The organism is Nonomuraea sp. NPDC050153 (genome assembly GCF_044460125.1).
Classification (GTDB): domain Bacteria; phylum Actinomycetota; class Actinomycetes; order Streptosporangiales; family Streptosporangiaceae; genus Nonomuraea.
The window spans coordinates 492,093-510,101 of record NZ_JBITJQ010000001.1 but is presented as its reverse complement, the minus strand read 5'-3'; the positions used below and the strand labels follow the sequence as shown (position 1 = coordinate 510,101).

The following is an 18,009-nucleotide window of genomic DNA, read 5'->3' as shown; positions in this document are numbered from 1 at the left end:
GTAAGTGGCTCGAAAAGCGCCGGGAGTGCGCATCGACGGCCTCACGGTCGTCTACAAGACCCCCGCGGGCGAGTTGCCCGCCGTCAGGGACATCACCCTGACCCTGGAGCCGGGCACGATCACCGGCATCGTCGGCGAGTCCGGCTCGGGCAAGTCGACGATGGCCCTGTCGCTGCTCAACGCCGTCCAGCCGCCCGGCAGGATCGCGGCGGGCAGCGTCGAGATCGACGGGCTCGGCGACGTGGTCGGCCTGAAGGGCGAGCACCTGCGCAAGGCCAGGGGCAAGCACATCGGGTACGTCTTCCAGGCCGCCCAGAACTCCTTGAACCCGCTCAAGACGGTCGGCAAGCAGCTGCTCGATCTGGGCCGCTCGCATGGCGTCGACGACCTGCGCGGCCTGGTCCGCGAGGCCAAGGAGCTGCTGGCCCGGATGGGCCTGGACGGGGCCAGGGTGCTCGACTCGCACCAGCACGAGCTGTCCGGCGGCATGCGCCAGCGGGTCGGCATCATGCTGGCGCTGGTCCTCAACGCCCACCTGGTGGTGCTGGACGAGCCGACGACCGCGCTCGACATGATCACGCAGGCGAACATCCTGAAGATCATCCGCGAGGTGCACGCGGAGCGCGGCCTCACCACCCTCGTCATCACGCACGACATCGGCGTGGTGGCCGAGGTCGCCGACCGGCTGGCCGTCATGTACGGCGGGCGACTGGTCGAGCAGGGCCCCACCAGGGAGGTGCTCGGCTCGCCCCGCCACCCGTACACCAGGGGCCTGATCCAGGCCATCCCCCGGCTCGTCGGCGACATCGACGAGGCCAGGGCGCTGCCGGGCCGGCCGCCGACGCTGGCGACCGTGCCCAAGGAGGGGTGCGTGTTCAGGGAGCGCTGCGCGCTGCGCATGGACGTGTGCGACACCGTCGATCCGCTGCCCCGCGTCGATCAAGGCGCCGACGGGTCGCGGGTCGTGGCCTGCCACGCCGTGACCGCGAACGTGAAGGAGCCCGCATGATCACTGGGAACGGCGTCGTCAAGACGTTCAAGCAGCGGGGCAAGATGCTCGGCGCCCGCGAGGTGCGCGCGCTGCGCGGGGTGGACTTCGCGATCCCGAGGGGGGGCGCGGCCTCGTTCATCGGCGAGTCCGGGTGCGGCAAGACCACGCTGGGCCGGATCATCGCCGGGCTGGAGACGTACGACGAGGGCGAGATCCTGATCGACGGCGTCTCCATGTCGCCGCTCAAGCCGAAGCAGCGCCAGCCGCACTTCCGCAAGATCCAGATGATCCACCAGGACCCGTACTCGGCCCTGAACCCGACCAGGACCATCCACCAGACCCTGTACGCCCCGCTGTCCCTGCGGGCCAAGCAGACCGGCCGGTCGCAGTCGTGGATCGAGGAGCGGGCCGGCGAGGTGCTGTCGCTGGTGGGCCTCGACCCGGGCACGGTGCTGGCGCGCTACCCGCACCAGTTGTCCGGCGGCATGCGGCAGCGCGTGGTCATCGCCCGCGCGCTGACCGTCGACCCGGAGATGCTCGTCGCGGACGAGGCCGTCTCGATGATCGACGTGTCGCTGCGGCTGGGCATCCTGGCGCTGCTGAAGGACCTGCGCGAGCGGCTCGGCGTGAGCGTGCTGTTCATCACCCACGACGTGGCCACGGCCCGCTACATCGGCGACGACGGCGAGCTGTACGTCATCTACCGGGGCCAGGTCATCGAGCGCGGGCCGGTGGACACGGTCATCGCCGACCCCGTGCACCCGTACACGCAGTCGCTGCTGTCGGCGATCCCGGTGCTGCACGGGCTGGAGCAGCCCGGCGAGCAGCCGGTGGCGCCGCTGGAGTCGCTGGACGAGAGCCAGTCCGACGAGGGCTGCCTGTTCGCCCGCCGCTGCCCGTTCAGGGGCGAGCGGTGCGCGAGCGAGCGCCCGCTGCTGCAGCTGACCGAGGGGGTGCCGCAGGAGCACGCGTGCTTCTACCCCGAGCGCCGCAACGTGATCGCCCGCCCGCTGAGCGAGGTGTGATGTCCCACGCCGTGCGGGCCTTCATGTCCGCCGCAGGGTCAGCCGCAGGGTCGGCCACGGGGCCGGCCGTCGGGGCCGTCGGGGCCGCGGGGCTCGCGGAGGCGGCCGAGGTCGCCGCCGCCGCGCTGACGCTGGACGCCGCCGACGCCGCCGGCCTGGTCGGCTTCCTGTCGCGCCCGCCCGCGGACCGGCGCTGGACCGCGCTGGCCACCGACGGCGGCGTGGTGATGGCGTCCCTGTCGGCCGTGGACCCGCACGTCGGGCACATCGACCTGCTGGCCGTGCACCCCTCCGCGCAGGGGCAGGGGCGCGGGCGCGCCCTGGTGGGGGCCGCCGAGGACTGGCTGCGCGGCCAGGGCGCGCGGCAGGCGCGCTTCGCCGGCAACCCGCCGTGCTACCTCTGGCCGGGCATCGACGTACGCTACACCGCGGCCGCCTGCCTGGCCGAGAGCCTCGGCTACCACCGGTACGACGTCGCCTGGAACATGACGGCCGACCTGAACACCGACCTGTCCGTGGCGGACGACCTGCTGCGGCTGGAGCGGTCCGGCGTGCGCGTGCACGCGGCCGGCGGCCCTGTGAGCGACGGGCCGGATGACGGGGTGGATGACGGGCTGGATGGCGGGGCGGGCGGCCCGGGCCGCGAGCACGTCGCCGCGTTCGTCCTGGAGCACTGGAACGAGCGCTGGGCCTGGGAGGCGGCCCACGCGACCGGCCTGCACTACGCCGAGCGCGACGGTCGCATCCTGGGCTTCGCCGCCTGGGGCGCCCGGCCCGGCTGGTTCGGCCCCATGGGGACCTCGCCCGACGCCCGCGGGCTGGGCGTCGGCCGCGTACTGCTGCGCAGGTGCCTGGCGGACCAGCGGGCCGCCGGGCAGACCAGCGCCCAGATCGGCTGGGTCGGGCCGCTGCGGTTCTACTCCCACGCCGTGGGCGCGCGAGCGGAACGCGTCTTCTGGCTATACCGGCGCGAACTGGCGTGATGTCACTCGTAGGCGCTGTTCCGGCTGCCTGCGGTGTGCCGCTCGGCGCGGTCACCGTAGAGGAGTCGTCCTTCCGGCCTTCCCGGCGGCGGGCAGAGGCCCCGGGGGTCCTCCCCTGCGTCCAGGCAGCGGGTCAGGGTGTCGGAGCCCCACAAGTGGTCCATGAACAGGTCGGGGCCCCACCAGCGCAGGTCGTCCGGGTAGAGGGTGCGGGCCACGTGCAGCATGGACAGGCCCGTCAGGACGGGCCTGAACGCCTCGCGGTCGTGCACGTGGAGCTGGACGCCGCGCACGGCGACGCCCGCGTGCTTGTGGAAGGTGGGCGTGAACCACGTCTCCCTGAACCGCACGCCCGGCAGGTCCAGCGCGGCCAGCGCCGGGGCGAACTGCGCGTCGGCGTACGGGGCGCCGACCAGCTCGAACGGCCTGGTCGTGCCGCGGCCCTCGGAGAAGTTCGTCCCCTCGAAGAGGCCCGTGCCGGGGTAGACCAGCGCGGTGTCCGGGGTCGGCATGTTGACCGACGGCATCACCCAGGGCAGGCCAGTCTCGGCGAACGTCATGTCGCGCCGCCAGCCCTCCATCTCGATCACGCGCAGGTCCACGTCGAACCCGAACAGCGTGGCCAGCTCCCCGGCCGTCCTGCCGTGCCGTACCGGCAGCGGGAAGCGGCCCACGAAGCTCGCGAACGCCGGGTCGAGCAGCGGTCCTTCCTGGACGGTCCCGCCGAGCGGGTTGGGCCGGTCCAGCACCACGAACCTCAGCCCCAGCCGGGCGGCCGACGCCAGGAGGTCGTACATCGTCCAGACGTAGGTGTAGAACCGCGTGCCCACGTCGGCGATGTCGAACACCAGCGTGTCCACGCCCGACCCCGCGACCGTCCGATCGAGCTCCTGGCCCGCGAGCTTGTGGGTGTTGAAGACCGGCAGGCCGGTCTTCTCGTCCACGGTGTCGGCCTCGCCGCCGTCCGCCTGGGCGGTGCCGCGCATGCCGTGCTCGGGGCCGAACAGGGCCGTCAGGTTCAGTCCTGCGGCCGGCAGCGCGTCCGCGGTGGGGGTGAGATCGGGCAGGACCCCGGTGGGGTTCGTGATCAGGCCGAGCCGGGTTCCGCCCGCGAGGGCGGTATCCACGGCCAGCCGTTCGGCTCCAGTGCGTACGTGTGGCATGAAAGCCATTGTCTGAAAGATATTTACAAGTGTGAAGGAGAGGGTGGAAATTAGCGTCATGATTGATCCGCTACCCGAGCTGTCCACCGAGCAGAGCGATCCCCGCTACAGCCAGATCGACCGGCTGCCTACCGAGCAGATCGCCCGGCTCATGAACCAGGCCGACGCCGCCGTGCCCGCCGCCGTCGCGGTGGCCATCCCGGCGATCTCGGCCGCCATCGACGCGATCTCCGCCAGGATGGTGGAGGGCGGCCGGCTGCTGTACGTCGGCGCCGGCACGTCGGGGCGGCTGGCCGTGCTCGACGCGAGTGAGTGCCCGCCCACGTTCGGCACCGATCCGTCGCTGGTGCAGGGCATCATCGCCGGCGGGCCGGAGGCGCTCACCCGGTCGGTCGAGGGAGCGGAGGACGACCCCGTGGCGGGCGCCGCCGCGCTGAAGGACCTGGAGGTGGGACCGCTCGACTCGGTGGTGGGCGTGTCCGCCAGCGGCCGGGCTCCCTTCGTCCTGGGCGCGCTGGCGGAGGCGGCCTCCCGGGGCGCGCTCACCGTCGGCCTGTCGTGCAACGACGGCGCGCCGCTGTCGGCCGCCGCCGAGCACGCGATCGAGGTGGTCGTGGGACCCGAGGTGGTGACCGGCTCGACCCGGCTCAAGGCGGGCACGGCCCAGAAGCTCGTGCTCAACATGATCTCGACGATCTCGATGGTCAAGCTCGGCCGTACCTACGGCAACAAGATGATCGAGATGTCGGCGATGAACAACAAGCTGGCCGGGCGCGCGCTGCGCATGGTCAGCGACATCACCGGCGCCGACCTCAAGACGGCCGAGACCGCGCTGGACGCGGCCGGCGGGCAGGCGAAGATCGCCGTGCTGATGATCCAGCACGGGCTCGACGCGGAGGGAGCACGGGCACTGCTGGAGTCGCACGGGGAGCGCCTCAGCGACGCGCTGAGCGGCTGAGGGGAACGGGGATGACCGACCGGCTGGGGGCGGTCCTGGCGGGCGCGGTGCCGCGCGTGTGCTCGGCCGCGGTCGCGCTGATCGCCGTGGACGGCTCCGTGGCCGCCGCGGCCGCCACCGGCGAGCTCGTACGCCACGCCGACGCCAACGGAACGCTCGCCGCGGAGCGTCCGCCCGCCGGCCTCGACTCGATCTTCGACCTGGCCTCGATCAGCAAGCTCTTCACCACGGCCGTGCTGCTCTCGCTGGCCGAGGAGAACGCGATCGAGCTGGACGAGCCGGTGGCCGCCTGGATCCCGGGCCATGACCCGAGGATCACGCCGCGCCGCCTGCTCACGCACACGGCGGGCCTGCCCCCGACCCGGCGCATCGACCTGGAGCTGCCGGACGCGGACGCCTCCGAGCGCATGGAGGCGATGGTGCGCACGCCGATCGCCCACCCGGTCGGCGGGCCGTACCTCTACAGCGACGTGGGCCTGGTCATCGCCGGCCGGGTCGCCGAACTGGCCGGCGGCGCGCCGCTCGACGCGCTGGTCCGCGCCCGGGTCACGGACGTGCTCGGCCTGGCCGACACCGGTTACCGGCCCACCGCGCCGTCGCGGGCGCCCGCCCGGGTCCCCGCGCCTGCTCGGGTCTCCGTGCCTGCTCAGGTCCCCGCGCCCGCCCGGGTCCCCGCGCTCGCTCGGATCGCCGCCACCGAGTGGAAGCCGGAGCGGCCCGGACCCGGCTGCGTGCGGGGCGAGGTCCACGACGAGACGGCGTACGCGCTGGGCGGCGTGGCGGGGCACGCGGGGCTGTTCGCCACGGCCGGCGACCTGCTGACCTTCGGCGAGGCGCTGCGGTCGGCCGCGCTCCGGCACGGGGGCGGCGTGCTGCGCCCGGAGAGCGTGGCCGAGATGGTGCGTGACCAGGGCGCCGAGGGGGCCGCCTTCCGGCACGGGCTGGGCGTGCGGATCGGCGACCCGGCCATCGTGGGGCCGCTGAGCGGCGCCTTCGGGCATTCCGGCTTCACCGGCACCTCGCTGGTGGTCGATCCCGCCCGCGGCCTGACCGTGGTGCTGCTGACGAACGCCGTCCACCCCGTACGGGGCCGCGACGGCATCCGCGAGCTGCGCCACGCGGTGGCCGGGGAAGCGCTGCGACTGCGCGGCCTCGCATAGCCTGCAAGTATGTCCGTCCAGCTGAACCACACCATCGTGCAGGCGAAGGACAGAGACGCGACCGCCGCGTTCCTCGTGGACGTCCTCGGCCTGGAGCCCGCGCCCGTGTACGGGCCGTTCCGCGTCGTCACGCTCGGCAACGGCGTCTCGCTCGACGTCATCCAGGTGGGCGACGAGGCGGTGCTGCCGCAGCATTACGCGTTCCTGGTCAGCGAGGAGGAGTTCGACCAGATCTGGGATCGGATCAAGGGCCGCGGGCTGACGTACTGGGCCGATCCGCACCACTCCGAGCCGGAGCGGATCAACACCCACGACGGCGGCCGCGGCCTCTACTGGTCCGACCCCAACGGCCACAACCTGGAGATCATCACGGTCCCCTACGGCGGCTGGGGCTAGGGGGCCAGCGCCTCCAGCGCCTCCTCGGCCCGGCGCATCGCCTCCTTGGCGTCGAGCGCGACGAACTCGCGGTCGAAGTTGAGGTCGTGGAAGACGTCCGTCACGCCGCCGGCGGCCAGCGCGTCCACGTCGGCCCTGATCTTGTCGTAGGTGCCCGTCAGGGGGCGGTCATCGGCCGCCCCGACCCGCGTGACGCCGCGGCACACGAAGCGGAACCCGGTCGCGTCGCGCCCCGACTCCGCCAGCGCCGCCTTGATCAGCTCCACGCGTCCGGCGATCGCGGACAGGTCCTCCCTGCTGGAGCTCACCCACCCGTCGGCCAGCCGGGCGGCGCGGCGCAGCGCGACCTCGGCGGTGCCGCCCAGCAGGATCGGCGGCGGCCCCGGCACGGGCTTGGGGTCCAGGTGGGACGGCGACACCCGGTAGAACTCGCCGCGGTGCTCCATCACGTCGTCGGCCCACGCCTTGCGCAGCACCTCGACGAACTCCTCGCCCCTGCGCCCGCGCCGCTCCATGCCGACGCCCGCCGCCTCGAACTCCTCCGGCACCCAGCCCAGCCCGAGCCCGGCCGTGAGCCGCCCGCCGGACACGGTCTGCAGCGTGGCCAGCTGCTTGGCCAGCACGACCGGCTGCACGTACGCGTTGATCACGGCCACGCCCAGCCGGATCCGCTCCGTCACGCCCGCCAGGTGGGCCAGCGTGATCAGCGGGTCGTGCACGCTGCGGTACGTCGGCCCCATCGGGTGCCCGACCGGGTACAGCAGCCGCTGGAACGTCCACAGCTCGTGGTAGCCGAGCTCCTCCGCCCGCCGGGCGACGCGGCGCATGTTCTCCGGGGTCGCCCATGGGCCTGACTGGGGCACTGCGAAACCGACTCTCATGCCCCCTAGTCTGACCGACGCGAATCCACTCCCCGCAGGACCCTTTGACCTGCAAGAAAGAACGAGACGAGCCTTCCACGGACGCGGCCATTCCATAGCGGCGTCCTGTCGCTCATTGTTTCTCCAGCGCCTTCTGGATGCGCTGATTGGCAATCGCGTTCCTTTGCGCCGCACGGCCAGGGCATGCCGGACGAGACCGGCGGCCGGCGACATCAGCACGTAGGGGCCCCGCTGGGCAGCGTAGAGGGCGCGGCCGGCCTCGGTCAGGTGGTAGCCGCCGGCGTCATCGGCGACCAGGCCGCGGTCGTGGACGCGCTCGCGGAATCGGGCAGCCGCCGGGTCCGGGCGGTGCCGAAAACCGGGGATGACGGTGAGCTCGCAGGGAGACAGGGACAAGCGGCTTGAGCTGCCGCGGCGGACGACGTGCCGGTCTAGGATCGAGTCGTGATCGGGTTCCCGGAGATGCTCCTCGTCCTCACCTTCATCGCCGTCATCGCCATCGTCGCCGTGGCGATCGTCAGGGCGAGCGCCCGAGGCAGCCGGCCGCCTGTCTTCCTGCCGCCGGATGAGCTCAACCACCAGCTACGCAGCCTGGTCGCCCAGGGCAAACGCATTTACGCGATCAAGCTGCTGCGCCGGCACACCGGTATGGGTCTCAAAGAGGCCAAAGACGAGGTGGACGGCCTGGCCGCGGGGCGTCCCATCAACCATCCGGCATTGCATCGCCCGCCGACCGCACCTGCGGCCGCACCCCCGGACAACCTGGCCGCCCGGGTTCGGCAGCTCAAGGAGGCCGGACGCGTCGAACAGGCCGTCCATCTGGTGCGCGGCGAAACCGGCATGACCGAGGACGAGGCGCTCCGCTTCCTCCGCGCCCTCTAAATTCCGACAAGTCCTACAAGACGCCGGCGAAGGCCATCAGGCCGGCCCTTCCGGCCAGGGGCGTCGGCAGGGGACAACAGTAGAGACTAAAACAAACAGCCATTGACATAGAAAGGGGGAAGCGGTTGGGTGTGTAGGGAGCACCCCGCCTCCAGGAGGACCTCCACTCGTGAGCATTGAATTCCTGCTGACCTCACTCGTCATCGTCGTCACCCCGGGCACCGGCATGCTCTACACGCTGGCGGCCGGCCTGTCGCGCGGCGGGCGGGCGAGCGTCGTGGCGGCGTTCGGCTGCACGCTCGGCATCGTGCCGCACATGGCGGCGGCCGTCACCGGCCTGGCGGCGCTGCTGCACGCCAGCGCCGTCGCCTTCCAGGTGCTGAAGTACGCGGGCGTGGCGTACCTGCTCTACATGGCCTGGTCCACGCTGCGCGAGCGGGGCGCGCTGAAGGTGGACCAGGAGTCCTCCCCGCGCCCGACGGCCAAGGTGATCGTCGACGGGGTGCTGATCAACATACTCAATCCCAAGCTGTCGATCTTCTTCTTCGCATTCCTGCCGCAGTTCGTGAGCACCGGCGAGCCCGCCGCGCTGGCCCGCATGCTGGAACTGAGCGGCGTGTTCATGCTGCTGACATTCGTCGCCTTCACCGGTTGCGGCCTGTTCGCCGCCGCGGTCAGGAACCACGTGATCTCACGGCCCAAAGTACTGACGTGGATGCGCTGCGGGTTCGGCGCCGCGTTCGCCGCGCTCGGTGTCAGACTCGCTCTCACCCAGCAATAGTCGCGGTCGACGTAGGGCTGGTGGCCCAGGGAAACGCGGAACTTGCGACTTCGTCCGCCACCCGCCTGGGACCGCTCTCCCTTCGTGCTGCGTGGTCATGGCGCCGGTAGCACGTCAGGGCGTCGCTACCGCAGGTCCGGTCGGGGGTTCGGCCCGATCCGGCAATCGCCTCCGGCGGCGTGCACCGCCCACACCGCCGAATAGTCTGTACGAGTGGGGTTGGAGGAGGAGCTGGCGGGGATCTCCGCGGCGTACGGAGGGGCGGGCGAGCCCGTGCTGCATCCGACGCGCACGGACGTCGTGGTGTTACGCAGGGGCGAGGTCGTGGTCAAGGCCCACTCGGCGCGCGACGACGTGGAGTCTTTGCGGATCCGGTTGCGGGCGGCGGCGTCGGCCGCGGTGACCGGCGTGATGCTGCCCCCGCTCGACCCCGAGGTGCTGACGGTCGCGGGCCGCGCGGTGACGGTCTGGCCGACCGGCCGGCCGGTCGCGCAGGACGACCCGGACTCCGCGCCGTGGGAGGAGGGCGCCAGGCTGCTGGCCAGGCTGCACGCCATCCCGCTGACGCCGCTGCCCGGCCTTCCCCCTGCCGGCGGGCCGGCGCGGGCCGCCAGGGCGGTGGCCCGGATGACCGGCGACGGCCCGGTGGAGCAGCTCATCCGGCGGACCTTCAAGGAGCTGCCCGAGCCCGACCCGCTGCCCGGCCTGCTCACGCACGGCGACTGGCACCTGGGCCAGCTCGTCCGCCGCGACGACTGGCTGCTCATCGACGTCGACGACCTGGGCGTCGGCGACCCGGCCTGGGACCTGGCCAGGCCGGCCGCCTGGTATGCCGCCGGGCTGCTCGACCCGGCCGTATGGGAGCGGTTCCTGGGGGCCTACCTCGCCTCCGGCGGGCCCGCGCTCGGCCGGGGCGACGACCCCTGGCGGCGGCTCGACGTGCCCGCCAGGGCGCTGACCGTCCAGCTCGCCGCCGTGGCCGTGGTGAACGCCGAGCGCGACGGCCGGGAACTGGACGAGGTCGAACATTCGTTAGTGGAGTCGTGCAACAGAATCGTCCGAGCGTGACGGGGTTGCGCGCGGTAGGTTTCAACCCTGAGACCTCGAAGCCAAGGAGAGCGACCTAGATGCAGTGCCCCAAGTGCCGCGGCAACATGCGGACCTATGAGCGCAACGGCGTCCACATCGAGCAGTGCGACAACTGCCGCGGGATCTTCCTCGACTACGGCGAGCTCGAGACGCTGACCCGGATGGAGACCCAGTACCACACGGCTCCCCCGCCTCCCGCCGCCGGCCCCGCCTGGGGTGCGCCGCCCCCGCACGGCGGCCACTACGGCGGCCACCACCACCGGCAGCGCAGCTGGGTGGGCATGCTGTTCTCGACCTGACCGCGACGAAGGCCGCGCACCGGTGGGGGTGCGCGGCCTTCGTGTCGCCTGCGGGGACCGGGGGTCAGCCGGGGAAGTCGTCGGGGTCGACGGGCGCGGTGCGGGCGTTGCCGCCCGCGATCGCGTGCAGCGTGATGCGCCAGTCGTGCCAGCGGATCTGCGTGGCGGTGAACGTCGTCTTGAACTTCACCGACTTCTGGAACCGCTCGAAGCTGCACTCACGCGTGAACGACTTGTTCTTGCCGTCCCAGTCCACGCCGTGCGTGAAGTAGATCTTGTAGTTGCCGTCGCGCACGCCCTTGATCTTGAACTTGGCGCTCCTGCGCACGTACACGCTGAACGTCTTGCTCCCGCCCTTCATGACGGTGACCACGGCGTCGCGGGTGCCGCCGTTGTCGATCTCCAGCGAGCTGCGGCCGTTGAACGTGCTCTTCTTGATGAACGAGCCGTTGCTCAGCCGCCTGGTCTGCCGCTTGCCGGCCTTCACGTTCACGATGTCGGCCGGGTAGTCGCCGGCGCTCTGCAGGGCCTCGCCCGCCTTGTCGAGCGCGGCCAGCTTGTCGTCAAGGTCGATGAGGACGGCCGACGACGTGCACAGGTTCCGCCCGCCGACCTTGCCCGCCGTGGAGCCCAGCTCGCCGGCGAAGTCGCGCAGGCTGGTCACGTACGCGTCGTGCTGGGCGCGTACGGCGTCGGGCGGGGTGATGGCGGCCAGCGCGTCCGCCGCCCCGCTCAGCGACTCCTCGGCGCGCGTGACGCGCTGGTCCAGGGCCTTGACCCCGCGCGCGCCGGCCAGGGCGCCGATGGCGTCCGCCATCGACTTGTGCCTGCTCTGGAGCTCGCCCTTGTAGGCCTCGGGCGTGAGGGCTGTCGCGCTGGGGGTGCCCGCCGCCGTGCCGCCGCCCGCGGGCACGCCGCCGCCGTTGCCGCCGGCGACACCACTGACCTTCGGCTCGCCTCCGGTCGGTGACGGTAACGCCGAGGAGCACGCGCCGAGCGTGAGGGTTGCCAGGGCGAGAACGCAGGAGATCAACCGGGGTCCAGCCACCTGTCACACTATCGTCCGGTTGATCCCTGCCCGTCAATTCAGGATTCGGCCAGTCCGGCGTTGCGATCCTGTCGCAGCCACCGGGTGATCCCGATCGTCTCCAGGAACGGCACATCGTGGCCGGCCACCACGAGCGCCCCCCGATACGCGTTCAGCGCCTGGGAGAGCTGGCGGACGCCGGCCATGTCCAGGTTGTTCGTCGGCTCGTCGAGCAGGAGCAGCTGGGGCGGCGGCTCGGCCGACAGGAGCGCGGCCAGCGTCGCCCGGAAGCGCTCGCCTCCCGACAGCGTGCCGACGGCCTGGTTGACCCGCTCGCCCCTGAACAGGAAGCGCGCCAGACGTGCCCGGACGTCGTTCACGGAGGCGGACGGCGCCACCGCCCGCACGTTGTCCACCACGCTCAGCGCGTCGTCCAGGAGGTCGAGGCGCTGCGGCAGGTATCGCACCGGGACGTGGGCGCCGTGCTCGACGATCCGCTTGAGCAGCGTGGTCTTGCCCGAGCCGTTGGGGCCCAGCAGCGCGATCCGCTCGGGACCCCGCACGACCAGCGCCTCCAGCACCACGCCACGCACCCCGCCCTCCTCGGCGCCTCCCGTCTCAGCCGCCCCACCGGCATCCGGGCCGCCGGTGGCCTCGGACGCGGGCGCCTCTTCGGCGGCGCGCACGCCGGACGCACTGACAGCGGCCGTTTCGAGTGCGGCGTCAGCTTCGACAGGGCTGCCGGCGGGAGGCGGGTCGAGGGGGAGGGTCAGGACCGTGCGCCCCGCCGGGACCTCGGTGCCCGGCAGCTGGATGCGGATCTCCGCGTCGTCGCGCACCGCCTGCTCGGCCTCCGTCAGCCGCCCCCGTGCCTCCTCCAGCTTCTCGATGGCCAGGTTGCGCTGCTTGCCGGCCGTCACCTGGGCCTTCCGCTTGAGGCCGTTCGCGACGATCTTCGGCGCCTTCTTGTTCTCGAACGCCTTCCGGCCGGCCCGCCGGCTCCGGTCGATCCGGGTGCGGGCGTCGACGAGCTCCCGCTGCTGCCGGCGGACCTCGCCTTCCGCGGTCCGTACCATCCGCTGGACGCTCTCCTGCTCGGCGGCGACCTGCTCCTCGTAGGCGCTCAGGTTGCCCCCGTACATGCGCACGACCCCGTCGCGCAGCTCGGCGATCTGGTCCACCAGCTCCAGCAGCGCGCGGTCGTGGCTGACCACGACCAGCACCCCCGGCCAGGCGGCGACCGCGGCGCAGAGCCGCTCCCGCGCGTCCAGGTCGAGGTTGTTGGTGGGCTCGTCGAGCAGCAGCACCTCGGGCCGTTTCAGCAGCTGGGCGGCGAGCGCGACCATGATGGTCTCGCCGCCGGACAGCGTGCCGACCGTGCGGTCCAGCCCGATGTGGCCGAGCCCGAGCCGGTCGAGCTCCGCCCATGCGCGCTCTTCGACGTCCCAGTCGTCGCCGACGGCCGCGAAGTGCTCCTCGGCGGCGTCCCCGCTCTCGATGGCGTGCAGCGCCGCCCGCGTCGCGCCGATCTCCAGCAGGTCCGACACGGTACGTCCGGCGACCAGCGGGACGTTCTGCGGCAGGTATCCCACCTCCCCGGACACGGAAACGGATCCGGGTCGCGGGGCCAGCTCCCCCGCGATGATCTTCAGCAGGGTGGACTTGCCCGACCCGTTGGTCCCGATGAGGCCGGTGCGCCCCGCGGGGAACGCGGCGTCGAGCCCGTCGAGCACCTTGGTGCCGTCCGGCCAGCCGAAGGACACGTGATCTACGACAATGGAAAAAGACATAAGGCGGCTCCCGTCACAAAGGTCGAAATTTCGTGACTTGGCGGGAAACACCGCAAACGCGCGTAGCACAACAAGGGAATTCGGGGCGAGAAAGGATCGCCGGAGGTCCAGGTGTGCGCGCGTGCCCACGACAGGGCGGAACGGCGCGGTGCCCGCGACCTCAGATCCTCACGTCAACTGCCCCCACGGCTCGGCGATAAGACGCCCAAAGCGTACGCGACGCGTCGATCACCTCGCAAGGCCGCGCGCCCGGTGCGCGGCGACGTTGACCCTGTTCGCGCAGGCGGGAGAGCAGAACCGGCGCCGCCCGTTGCGGGAGGTGTCGATGAAGACGAACTCGCACCCGTCGCGGTCGCACCGCCCCAGCCGGTGCCTGCCCGCGAACGACATGGCCATGGCCAGCCCGCCGGCCGTGGTGTCCTTCGCCCTGGACACGACGTCGGCGTCCACGGAGAAGAAGTGCAGGTGGGGCTCGCGGCCGTCGTGCGCGCTGACGTACGGCTTGGACGCGGTGACGTCGAGCAGATCGTTGATCAGCTTGATCTGCGTGTCCTGGTCGCGCTCCCCGAACACCGGCGACAGCCGCCCCGCCCACCCCCGCAGTTCCTCGGCCTGCTCGGCGGTGACGGCGGTGCGGACGAGGCGATGCTCGGTCAGCATCGCCTCGACCGCCTCGGGGCTGAAGTCGGTCGCGTTCACCAGCGCCGCCGCGAGGGCCGCCCCATTGCCGCCGTAAGCGTTGAAATGCATAAGGCCATTACAGCAGATTGGAAACATGCACTCCAGACACCTGCACGATCCCCTGGCCCTGGCCGTCGTCTCCTCCCACCGCACCTCCGAGGGCACGGTCTCCTACCTGCGGTGCGCCTGCGGCGTGTGGGAGGTGCGCACTTCGGCCATGGTGGCCACCGTCCCACCCCGCCACCACGGCTAGCTCAGCCGGCTCGTCGAAGGCCCGGCCGGGTTCGTCCATCAATCGCTCACACCCGGCAATCCAGGACACGCGGAGAGGCCAGAGGAATACGTCGAGGGAGAGATTCTCCCCCGCGGGAGAAGTTTCCGCACCGCCGCCAAGGCCGCCACGGCTCGCTTTCCGTGATCCATGTCACCATGGCGCGCAAGCGAGATGAGGAGAGCGCGGATGGGTACTGAGCCAGTGCTGCCCGAAAGTGTGGCGGGCGCCCTGGAGGAGCATGGACGGCGCTTGAGACTGCCCCGGCTCCCCGGCGACGCGTGGCTGGTGGAGGTGGACCACGACGGCTCGGTCGTGGTGGACGGCGTGCGGATCCAGCTCGACACGCTCCTGAGACCCACCCAGGCGGCCAGGCTGCGACTGGTGGCGGGGATGTCGTGCCGGTGGAGCGTGACAAGTGAGGACGGCAGCGGCTGGTTCCCACCCGACACCCCCAATCGGTACGACTACCACGGCCGCCCGTACTTCCACGGCGACGACATCGTCCTGGAGGTCCCCTGCGTGCCCCTGACGATCACCGCCGCCCGCGGCATGGAGTACGACGAGGCCAGGCTGGAGCTCGTACCGGAGCCGGGCGAGGAGCGACTGGTCGAGCTCGCCCCGCGGCGCATCTACGACGCGGCGGCGCGCGGCTGGTACGGCGCCGACATGCACGTGCACCTCGACTGGGCGGGCGACCTCGCCGGCGCGCCCGCGGACGCCGCCGCCGCGCAGCACGGCGAGGACCTGCACGTGCTCAACCTCCTGGTGGGCAACGTCTCCGGCAGGCGCGTCCACGACCGCGAGGCCCTGGAACACTGGACGGACGTGGACCTGCCGTGGTCCGACGCCACGCACGTGGCCAGGGTGGGCGTCGAATACCGCAACGACCTGCTCGGCCACATCTACGCGTTCGCGCCGCGGGCCGCGCCCGGCCGCCACCACACCGGGTTCGCGGGCGAGGCCGACTGGCCGCCCAACGCCGACGGGCTGCGGGAGCTGCGCGGGCTCGGCGCGCTCGTCGGCTACAGCCACCCCTTCCGCACCCCGATCTCCGGCGGCGACCCGCCCAAGGGCATCGTGTCGCCCGTGTGGCGCAACTGCGCCGCCCGCGAGCTGGTCGCCGACGTCGCGCTCGGGCTCGTGGACAGCCTCGACGTGCTCACGCACGCCGCGATCCCGTCCACGGCGGCGGTCTACCGGCGGCTGATCGGCGCGGGCAACCGGCTCTCCGTGAGCGCGGGCACGGACGCGATGATCTCCTTCACCCGTTCCGGCAACCGGTCGAACCCGCCCGGCTGGGCCCGCGTCTACGCCCAGGTCGAGGGCGAGCTGACCGCCCGGTCGTTCGCGGCGGCCGTACGCGCGGGCCGTACGTTCGCCACCACCGGTCCCTGGCTGGAGCTGTCGGTGGCCGGCCATGGCCCCGGCCACGTGATCCGGGCCCGCAGGGGTCAGCAGGTCCGGGTCTCGGCCGTCGCCGTCGGCCCGGAGGTCGCGGCGGTGCGCATCCGCACGGCCGAGGGCGTGGTCGCCAGGGGCGAGCGGCCGGCGGACGAGCCCGGCCGGGCTTTCGACGAGCCGCTGACCGTGACGGCCGACCTCACGGTGGACGCGCCCACGTACGTGATCGCCGAGGTCCTGTGCGGCCGGCACCTTCGCACCCTGACCTGCACCGGGTACGCCCTGACCAGCCCCGTCTACGTGGAGGTGGACGGCAGGCGGGTCGCCCGGCGGGAGGACGTCGTGTGGTGCCTGGAGTGGCTCGACCTGCTGGAGGACCTGATCAAGCAGCACGGCCGCCTGACCGTCGCCTACCAGTTCGGGGACCACGTGTCCCTGCTGGAGCAGGCCAGGGCCGTCTACCGGTCCCGGCTGAGCTGAGGCCGGCGAATCCGACGGGCATCGACGCGCTCTGGCCGTACGTGTTAAATTTTGGCCATGCGGTCAGAAATTGAGCCGGACGGCCAGAAGCGGCGGTCGTTCATCGAGGAGGCCAGGCGCGCGCAGATCGTGGCGTCGGCCGTCGCGGTGATCGCCGACGTCGGGTTCGCCCAGGCGTCCCTCGCGCGCATCGCCAAGCACGCGGGCATCAGCAAGGGCGTCATCTCCTACCACTTCGCCGGCAAGGAGGAGTTGATGGAGGAGGTGGTCACCCGGACCTACACGGAGGCCGCCGAGGAGCTGCTGGCCGCGGTGGAGGGCGTGGAGGGGGCGAGCGCGCTGCTGCGGATGTACTTCGTCGCCAACGCCGCCCACATGCGCAGGCACCGCTCGAAGATCCTGGCGCTCGGCGAGATCTTCAACAACCTGCGCACCGCCGACGGCAAGCCTCGCTACGGCGTGCGCACCAGTGAGGAGATCTACCAGGCGCTGGAGAAGATCTTCACCCTCGGGCGGCACACCGGCGAGTTCAGGGACTTCGACCCCCGCGTCATGTCCGTCACGGTGTCGGCGGCCATGGACAGCATGTTCGGCTACTGGGCCGCCTATCCCGACCACGACCTCGAAGCGCATGCGCGCGAGCTGGCCGACCTCTTCGAAAGGGCGTGCAAAAAGTGAAGACCGAGTCGCGGACCCGGCTCCACTCGATCGACAACCTGCGGATCGTGCTGACCGCGCTGGTGGTGGCCCACCACGCCGCCGTCACGTACGGGAACATCCCGCTGTGGTTCTACACCGAGCCCGCCAAGGACCCTTCGGGGGTCGCGCTCGACATCCTGGTGGTGTTCAATCAGGCGTTCTTCATGGGGTTCTTCTTCCTCATCTCCGGTTTCTTCACCCCCGGCTCGTACGACCGCAAGGGACCGCGCGCCTTCGTGCGGGACCGGCTGGTGCGGCTGGGCATCCCGCTGCTCGTCTTCCTCGTCCTGCTGCGGCCGCTGGTGAACTTCGGCGGGCTCGCGCAGCGCCCGCAAATGCCGTACTGGCAGTACTACCTGGGCTCGTGGGACCCGGGGCCCATGTGGTTCGCGGAGGTGCTGATCGTCTTCGCGCTGGCGTACGCGTGGTGGCGGAGCCGGCGGCCGGCGCCCCGCCCGCGTCCCGCGCCGCTGCGTCCGCGCTGGGTCGTGCTGTTCGTCCTGGGGCTGTCCCTCGCCACGTTCCTGTGGCGGATCCCGGTGCCGACCGGCAGTTACGTGCCGGTGCTCGGGCTGCCGACGCCGAACTTCATGCCGCAGTACGTGGCCATGTTCGCGGTCGGGTGCGTGGCCTTCAGGCGTGGCTGGTTCGAGACGCTGCCCGCGCGGGCGGGGCATCTCGCGTTCGCCGCGGCGGGCGCGTCGACCGCCGTGCTGCTGCCGCTCTCGTCCATGACCAGCGGGGCGGTCAACTCGGCGGTGATCGCCACCTGGGAGTCCGCCTTCGCGGTCAGCATGATCATCGGGCTGTCGGTGCTCTTCCGGGAGCGCTTCGCCGAGCAGGGGCCGCGCGGGAGGTTCCTGTCCGACCACGCCTTCACCGTCTACATCATCCATCCGCTCGTGCTGGTCGCCATCGGCTACGCGCTGCGCCCGCTGGAGGCGATCGCGGTCGTCAAGTTCGCGATCATGCTGGTGGTCGCGCTGCCGCTGTGCTGGTGGCTGGCGTACCTGGTGCGGTCGCTGCCCGGGGCGAAGCGGGTCCTCTGA

Annotated in this window: 19 protein-coding genes; 14 read left to right on the top strand and 5 right to left on the bottom strand. The window is 71.9% G+C overall.

The window, feature by feature from the left end:
- Positions 1–4: 4 nt before the first annotated feature.
- From ACIBQ1_RS02440 to ACIBQ1_RS02430, 3 genes are read left to right on the top strand one after another with little or no spacing between them, the layout of a single operon-like run.
- Entirely contained in the window at positions 5–1,009 is a 1,005-nt protein-coding gene (locus ACIBQ1_RS02440; protein WP_397274140.1) for an ABC transporter ATP-binding protein, read from the top strand.
- Complete coding sequence (locus tag ACIBQ1_RS02435) at positions 1,006–2,016, top strand: ABC transporter ATP-binding protein (RefSeq protein ID WP_397274139.1); 1,011 nt, start codon at positions 1,006–1,008, stop codon at positions 2,014–2,016. Before ACIBQ1_RS02440 ends, ACIBQ1_RS02435 begins: the two co-directional genes overlap by 4 nt.
- Positions 2,016–2,999 (top strand): GNAT family N-acetyltransferase, encoded by a 984-nt coding sequence (locus tag ACIBQ1_RS02430; protein WP_397274138.1) that lies wholly within the window; start codon positions 2,016–2,018, stop codon positions 2,997–2,999. The genes ACIBQ1_RS02435 and ACIBQ1_RS02430 overlap by 1 nt, the downstream gene beginning before the upstream one ends.
- A 2-nt stretch (positions 3,000–3,001) precedes the next feature.
- On the opposite strand, the gene ACIBQ1_RS02425 is transcribed toward ACIBQ1_RS02430, so the two are convergent.
- On the bottom strand, positions 3,002–4,162 hold the full coding sequence (locus tag ACIBQ1_RS02425) for an exo-beta-N-acetylmuramidase NamZ domain-containing protein (protein ID WP_397274137.1): 1,161 nt from the start codon (positions 4,160–4,162) through the stop codon (positions 3,002–3,004).
- Positions 4,163–4,220: 58 nt separating this feature from the next.
- Here ACIBQ1_RS02425 and murQ point away from each other — a divergent pair, with 58 nt between their 5' ends.
- The 3 genes from murQ to ACIBQ1_RS02410 are packed head-to-tail and all read left to right on the top strand — an operon-like array spanning position 4,221 to position 6,676.
- Complete coding sequence (gene murQ / locus ACIBQ1_RS02420) at positions 4,221–5,120, top strand: N-acetylmuramic acid 6-phosphate etherase (RefSeq protein WP_397274136.1); 900 nt, start codon at positions 4,221–4,223, stop codon at positions 5,118–5,120.
- An 11-nt stretch (positions 5,121–5,131) separates the two neighbouring features.
- The gene (locus tag ACIBQ1_RS02415; RefSeq protein WP_397274135.1) at positions 5,132–6,280 is read left to right on the top strand and encodes a serine hydrolase domain-containing protein; all 1,149 of its coding nucleotides are present in this window, start codon (positions 5,132–5,134) and stop codon (positions 6,278–6,280) included.
- A gap of 9 nt (positions 6,281–6,289) precedes the next feature.
- On the top strand, positions 6,290–6,676 hold the full coding sequence (locus ACIBQ1_RS02410) for a VOC family protein (protein WP_397274134.1): 387 nt from the start codon (positions 6,290–6,292) through the stop codon (positions 6,674–6,676).
- Here ACIBQ1_RS02410 and ACIBQ1_RS02405 read toward each other — a convergent pair.
- On the bottom strand, positions 6,673–7,557 hold the full coding sequence (locus tag ACIBQ1_RS02405; protein WP_397274133.1) for a TIGR03619 family F420-dependent LLM class oxidoreductase: 885 nt from the start codon (positions 7,555–7,557) through the stop codon (positions 6,673–6,675). The genes ACIBQ1_RS02410 and ACIBQ1_RS02405 overlap by 4 nt on opposite strands.
- A 462-nt stretch (positions 7,558–8,019) precedes the next feature.
- Between ACIBQ1_RS02405 and ACIBQ1_RS02400 the strand changes: the two genes are divergently transcribed.
- The 4 genes from ACIBQ1_RS02400 (at position 8,020) to ACIBQ1_RS02385 (ending at position 10,608) form a co-directional block, all read left to right on the top strand.
- Entirely contained in the window at positions 8,020–8,439 is a 420-nt protein-coding gene (locus ACIBQ1_RS02400; RefSeq protein WP_397274132.1) for a ribosomal protein L7/L12, read from the top strand.
- A 169-nt stretch (positions 8,440–8,608) separates the two neighbouring features.
- Positions 8,609–9,220 (top strand): LysE family translocator, encoded by a 612-nt coding sequence (locus ACIBQ1_RS02395; protein WP_397274131.1) that lies wholly within the window; start codon positions 8,609–8,611, stop codon positions 9,218–9,220.
- 213 nt (positions 9,221–9,433) lie between these two features.
- Positions 9,434–10,288 (top strand): phosphotransferase, encoded by an 855-nt coding sequence (locus ACIBQ1_RS02390; protein WP_397274130.1) that lies wholly within the window; start codon positions 9,434–9,436, stop codon positions 10,286–10,288.
- 59 nt (positions 10,289–10,347) lie between these two features.
- A complete protein-coding gene (locus tag ACIBQ1_RS02385) occupies positions 10,348–10,608 on the top strand; it encodes a zf-TFIIB domain-containing protein (RefSeq protein WP_397274129.1) in 261 nt (86 codons plus the stop codon).
- 64 nt (positions 10,609–10,672) lie between these two features.
- Here the strand turns inward: ACIBQ1_RS02385 and ACIBQ1_RS02380 are convergent, their stop codons facing one another.
- From ACIBQ1_RS02380 to ACIBQ1_RS02370, 3 genes are all read right to left on the bottom strand, one after another.
- Positions 10,673–11,656 (bottom strand): hypothetical protein, encoded by a 984-nt coding sequence (locus tag ACIBQ1_RS02380; protein WP_397274128.1) that lies wholly within the window; start codon positions 11,654–11,656, stop codon positions 10,673–10,675.
- 38 nt (positions 11,657–11,694) lie between these two features.
- Positions 11,695–13,425 carry an ABC-F family ATP-binding cassette domain-containing protein gene (locus ACIBQ1_RS02375; RefSeq protein ID WP_397274126.1) on the bottom strand — a complete coding sequence of 577 codons (1,731 nt, stop codon included), beginning with the start codon at positions 13,423–13,425 and terminating at the stop codon, positions 11,695–11,697.
- A gap of 228 nt (positions 13,426–13,653) precedes the next feature.
- Positions 13,654–14,175, bottom strand: coding sequence for a CGNR zinc finger domain-containing protein (locus tag ACIBQ1_RS02370; protein WP_397274125.1), 522 nt, complete (start codon positions 14,173–14,175; stop codon positions 13,654–13,656).
- A gap of 25 nt (positions 14,176–14,200) precedes the next feature.
- On the opposite strand from ACIBQ1_RS02370, the gene ACIBQ1_RS02365 reads away from it, so the two are divergent.
- From ACIBQ1_RS02365 to ACIBQ1_RS02350, 4 genes are all read left to right on the top strand, one after another.
- Entirely contained in the window at positions 14,201–14,359 is a 159-nt protein-coding gene (locus ACIBQ1_RS02365) for a hypothetical protein (protein WP_397274124.1), read from the top strand.
- 207 nt (positions 14,360–14,566) lie between these two features.
- Entirely contained in the window at positions 14,567–16,261 is a 1,695-nt protein-coding gene (locus ACIBQ1_RS02360) for a CehA/McbA family metallohydrolase (protein ID WP_397274123.1), read from the top strand.
- Between the two features lie 57 nt (positions 16,262–16,318).
- A complete protein-coding gene (locus ACIBQ1_RS02355; RefSeq protein ID WP_397274122.1) occupies positions 16,319–16,939 on the top strand; it encodes a TetR/AcrR family transcriptional regulator in 621 nt (206 codons plus the stop codon).
- Entirely contained in the window at positions 16,936–18,009 is a 1,074-nt protein-coding gene (locus tag ACIBQ1_RS02350) for an acyltransferase family protein (RefSeq protein ID WP_397274121.1), read from the top strand. The genes ACIBQ1_RS02355 and ACIBQ1_RS02350 overlap by 4 nt, the downstream gene beginning before the upstream one ends.

Bases quoted from the DNA above. Each gene is read 5' to 3' on its own strand.
- ACIBQ1_RS02435 (WP_397274139.1), top strand. From the start codon at position 1,006: ATGATCACTGGGAACGGCGTCGTCAAGACGTTCAAGCAGCGGGGCAAG.
- ACIBQ1_RS02430 (WP_397274138.1), top strand. From the start codon at position 2,016: ATGTCCCACGCCGTGCGGGCCTTCATGTCCGCCGCAGGGTCAGCCGCA.
- ACIBQ1_RS02425 (WP_397274137.1), bottom strand. From the start codon at position 4,162: ATGCCACACGTACGCACTGGAGCCGAACGGCTGGCCGTGGATACCGCC.
- murQ (WP_397274136.1), top strand. From the start codon at position 4,221: ATGATTGATCCGCTACCCGAGCTGTCCACCGAGCAGAGCGATCCCCGC.
- ACIBQ1_RS02415 (WP_397274135.1), top strand. From the start codon at position 5,132: ATGACCGACCGGCTGGGGGCGGTCCTGGCGGGCGCGGTGCCGCGCGTG.
- ACIBQ1_RS02410 (WP_397274134.1), top strand. From the start codon at position 6,290: ATGTCCGTCCAGCTGAACCACACCATCGTGCAGGCGAAGGACAGAGAC.
- ACIBQ1_RS02405 (WP_397274133.1), bottom strand. From the start codon at position 7,557: ATGAGAGTCGGTTTCGCAGTGCCCCAGTCAGGCCCATGGGCGACCCCG.
- ACIBQ1_RS02400 (WP_397274132.1), top strand. From the start codon at position 8,020: ATGCTCCTCGTCCTCACCTTCATCGCCGTCATCGCCATCGTCGCCGTG.
- ACIBQ1_RS02385 (WP_397274129.1), top strand. From the start codon at position 10,348: ATGCAGTGCCCCAAGTGCCGCGGCAACATGCGGACCTATGAGCGCAAC.
- ACIBQ1_RS02375 (WP_397274126.1), bottom strand. From the start codon at position 13,425: ATGTCTTTTTCCATTGTCGTAGATCACGTGTCCTTCGGCTGGCCGGAC.
- ACIBQ1_RS02370 (WP_397274125.1), bottom strand. From the start codon at position 14,175: ATGCATTTCAACGCTTACGGCGGCAATGGGGCGGCCCTCGCGGCGGCG.
- ACIBQ1_RS02365 (WP_397274124.1), top strand. From the start codon at position 14,201: ATGCACTCCAGACACCTGCACGATCCCCTGGCCCTGGCCGTCGTCTCC.
- ACIBQ1_RS02360 (WP_397274123.1), top strand. From the start codon at position 14,567: ATGGGTACTGAGCCAGTGCTGCCCGAAAGTGTGGCGGGCGCCCTGGAG.
- ACIBQ1_RS02355 (WP_397274122.1), top strand. From the start codon at position 16,319: ATGCGGTCAGAAATTGAGCCGGACGGCCAGAAGCGGCGGTCGTTCATC.